Annotated in this window: 3 protein-coding genes and 1 pseudogene; 3 read left to right on the top strand and 1 reads right to left on the bottom strand. The window is 69.1% G+C overall.

The features are described from left to right. A partial coding sequence (locus tag ACFR9S_RS00955; RefSeq protein WP_379817781.1) for a dihydrofolate reductase family protein occupies window positions 1-281 on the top strand: 281 nt, incomplete at its 5' end. Between the two features lie 6 nt (window positions 282-287). Here ACFR9S_RS00955 and ACFR9S_RS00950 read toward each other — a convergent pair. Beyond that, window positions 288-1,079, bottom strand: coding sequence for an inositol monophosphatase family protein (locus ACFR9S_RS00950; protein WP_379731624.1), 792 nt, complete (start codon window positions 1,077-1,079; stop codon window positions 288-290). A 129-nt stretch (window positions 1,080-1,208) separates the two neighbouring features. On the opposite strand from ACFR9S_RS00950, the pseudogene ACFR9S_RS00945 reads away from it, so the two are divergent. Beyond that, window positions 1,209-2,470 (top strand): annotated as a pseudogene (locus tag ACFR9S_RS00945) (Single-stranded DNA binding protein). Further along, window positions 2,467-3,756, top strand: a 1,290-nt coding sequence (locus tag ACFR9S_RS00940; protein WP_379817779.1) for an RPA family protein, incomplete at its 3' end; no start/stop codon positions are given. The pseudogene ACFR9S_RS00945 and the gene ACFR9S_RS00940, both read left to right, overlap by 4 nt.

Genomic DNA, 3,756 nt, shown 5'->3' with positions numbered 1-3,756 from the left:
GATCCGGACGAGTCGACCTCGCCGCGGCGTTCGCCCGCCTCGAAGCGCACGGCCTCGAGCGCCTGCTCGTCGAGGGCGGCGGCGAACTCATCTTCTCGCTGTTCGCGGCCGACCTCGTCGACCGGCTGACCGTCTACGTCGGCTCGGTCGTGATCGGCGGCCGGGACGCGCCGACGCTCGCGGACGGCGAGGGGTTCACGGACCCCGACTCCTTCCCGGAGCTGTCGCTGACGGATGTCGAACGGCTCGACGACGGCGTCGTGTTGACCTACGACGCCTGAGTGTCGTCAGTCGAAGGCGGCGACGAGTTCGTCGTGGGCCTCGCCGTTGGAAGCGATGATGCCGGAGTCGCCGGGCGTCCAGCGGTCGCCGTCGAGGTTGGTGACGGTGCCGCCCGCCTCTCGCACCAGGTGGACACCGCCGACGGTGTCCCACGGCGAGAGTTCGACCCCCGAGACGGCGGCGTCGAGTTCGCCCGCGGCGACCGAGGAGAGCGCGTATTGCGAACTGCCGAATCGACGGCTGTCGCCGAACTCCTCGGCGATGGTGGTGACGTACTCCGCCAGCTTCCGGCGGTCACGCGGTTCGAGACCGAAGATCGGGTTGATCGTGAACGTTCCGGGGTCCACCCGGTCGCTCACGCTGCAGGATTCCCCGTTGCGCATCGCCCCGTCGTCGGCGGCGGCGAAGCTGTCGCCCAGCGCGGGGAACTCGTTGACCGCGGCGACGGCGTCGCCGTCCTCGACCGCGGCGACCGCACAGCCCCAGATCCGGTTGCCGGCGACGAAGTTGTTGGTGCCGTCGATCGGGTCGACGACCCACGCGGCGCCGCTCTCGGGGAGGGCGGTCCGGGTATCGACGTCGGGTAGCTCCTCCTCGCCGACGATCACCGCGTCGGAGTCGTCCTCGCGGAACATCTGCACGACGTGGCGCTGGACCTCGCGATCGAACTCCGTCACGGAGTCGAGCTCGTTCTTCTTCGTCTCGACGGTCAACGGCCCGCGGAACCCCCCGTGTGCGACCTCGGCGCCCGCTCTGGCGGCCTCGCGGGCGAGCGTCAGGGGTGTGGTACTGTCCATAACACCCCGTGTCTCACCCAGAGCCAAGGGTCGTTCGGTCCGGGCCACTCGCCGCTCCCGGGAACGTTCGTCCGCCGGCCGGGGGACCGGGACGAACCCTTATTAGCCATCGCGGCCCAACTCGGCACGATGGACGTAGACAAACACGCCGAGGAGCTCGCCTCCGCTCTCGGTGTTGACAAACAGGAGGTCAAAGAGGACCTGGAGAACCTCCTCCAGTACAGCGTTCCGATCGACGAGGCCAAACAGAGCGTCCGCCGGAAACACGGCGACGGTGGCGGCGGCGACGCCACCCCCGAGTCGCTCGACGTTGCGGACCTGACGACCGAGCACGACAACGTCACCGTGACGGTCCGCGTGCTCACGAAGGGGACGCGCTCGATCCGGTATCAGGGAGAGGACATCACCATCCGCGAGGGCGAGTTCGCCGACGAGACGGGTACCGTCTCCTACACCGCCTGGCAGGAGTTCGGCTTCGAGCCGGGCGACACGGTCACCGTCGGCAACGCCGGCGTCCGCGAGTGGGAGGGCAGCCCCGAACTCAATCTGGGTGACAGCACCAGCGTCGCGCTGGAGAGCGAAGAACTCGACGTGCCCTACGAGATCGGCGGCGAGCGCGACCTGATCGACCTCGAACCGGGCGATCGCGGCCGAACAGTCGAGGTGCAGGTCGTCGAGGTCGAGGAGCGGACGATCGACGGCCGGGACGGCGAGACGGAGATCCTCTCCGGCGTCATCGGCGACGAGACCGGGCGGCTCCCGTTCACCGACTGGGACCCGCACCCGGAGATCGAGACGGGCGAGAGCGTCCGGCTCGAGGACGTGTACGTCCGGGAGTACCGCGGCGCACCCTCGGTGAACGTCTCCGAGTTCTCGACGGTGACGGCGCTGGACGAAGCCGTCTCCGTCACTGACTCGGCGCCGTCGATGTCGATCGGCGAGGCCGTCACCGACGGCGGCCTGTTCGACGTGGAGCTTTCCGGTAACGTGATCGAGGTCCGGGACGGCTCCGGGCTGATCCAGCGCTGTCCGGAGTGCAACCGCGCGATCCAGAACGGCGAGTGTCGCTCCCACGGGGAGGTCGACGGCGAGGACGACCTCCGAACGAAGGCGATTCTCGATGACGGCACCGGGACGTGTACGGTGATCCTCGGCCGCGAACTGACCGAGGAGATCTACGGCGGCGACCTCGACGACGCTCGCGAGGCCGCACGCGAGGCGATGGACCGCGAGGTCGTCGCCGAGACGATCGCCNNGCCTACCGCGCCCGTGGCTCGCTCTCGGTCGACGAGTACGGCGCGAACCTCAACGCCGACGCGTTCGAGCCTGTCGACGAGAAACCCGAAGCGGAAGCGCGTGAACTGCTCGCGGCGCTGGGGGTGGGCGCATGAGCGCCGACTCCGGCCCGGGCAACCGCGAGATCGCCCGCCGGCTGTTCGCCGCGGAGTTCGACGACGCCACGCTCTCCTACTCCGAGAGCGACGAGGAGCGCGCGCCGAACTACGTCGTGACGCCGACGGGCGCGCGCGTGAACCGCCTGTTCGCGGTCGGCGTACTCACCGAGGTCGAAGAGGTCAACGAGGACAGCCTCCGCGGGCGCGTCGTCGATCCGACGGGCGCGTTCGTCACCTACGCCGGCCAGTACCAGCCCGACGAGCACGCCTTCTTGAGCCGTGCCGAGCCGCCGACGTTCGTCGCGCTCTCCGGGAAGGCCCGGACGTTCGAGCCGGAGGATTCGGACCGCGTGTTCACTTCAGTCCGCCCGGAGAGCATCAACGAGGTCGACGCCGATACCCGGGACCGCTGGGTGGTCTCCGCGGCCGAGCGCACGCTCCACCGGATCGCCGTCTTCGCGGAGGCGCTCGACTCGGACCTGCGCGGCAACGACCTCCGCGAGGCGCTCGCTGCCGAGGGTGTCGACCCCTCGCTGGCCGCCGGAATTCCGAAAGCCATCGAACACTACGACACGGGAACCGCCTACCTCGAAGTGGTCCGGTCGCTCGCGGTCGAGGCGGTCGAACAGGTCGCCGGCGAGCGCGACGCTGTCGGCTCGCTGGAGACCGAACCGAGTGACGAGGGTTCCGCGGAACTCGGCCCGCTTCCCGAGGTGGATCTCGATCTCGACGGCGCCGAGTCCGTGACCGAGACTGCGGCCGAGCCGACGGCCGACGAAGCAGCGTCGGCCGATCTGGAGTCGGCGGACGAGGAGGCGGAGTCGTCAGAACCGGAGTCTACCGAGCCGGAATCTACCGAGTCAGAGCGAGAAGAAACGGCGGAGTCAGAAGAATCCGAACCGGCCGAAACGGAGCCTGAAGAAACCGAAGAGAACGACGAAGCCGCCGAACTGGCCGAGGAGGCGACGACCGAGACGGACGACGACTCGGAGCCGGAGACGCCCGAAGCTGACGAGGAGGAGTCGGAGGATGCCGACGAGGAGCCAACCGAGGAACTCGGGGACTTCGACGCCGGCGAGTCGGTACAGGAGACCGTCGAGGACGAGGCCGAGGAGATCGGCGACTTCGATCCCGAGGAGACCGTCCCCGACGACGAGGAAGCGCTGACCGAGGAGGAGCGTCAGGAGGTCAAAGAGGAGTTCGGCACGGAGTTCTCCACCGGCACCGAGGTCGGCGAGCCCGGCGAAGCCGGCATCGACGTCCCCTCCTCCGAGGAGGAACTC

Source organism: Halolamina salina (assembly GCF_042678005.1).
GTDB classification, from domain to species: domain Archaea; phylum Halobacteriota; class Halobacteria; order Halobacteriales; family Haloferacaceae; genus Halolamina; species Halolamina salina.
This window is presented reverse-complemented; position numbering and strand designations above follow the sequence as displayed.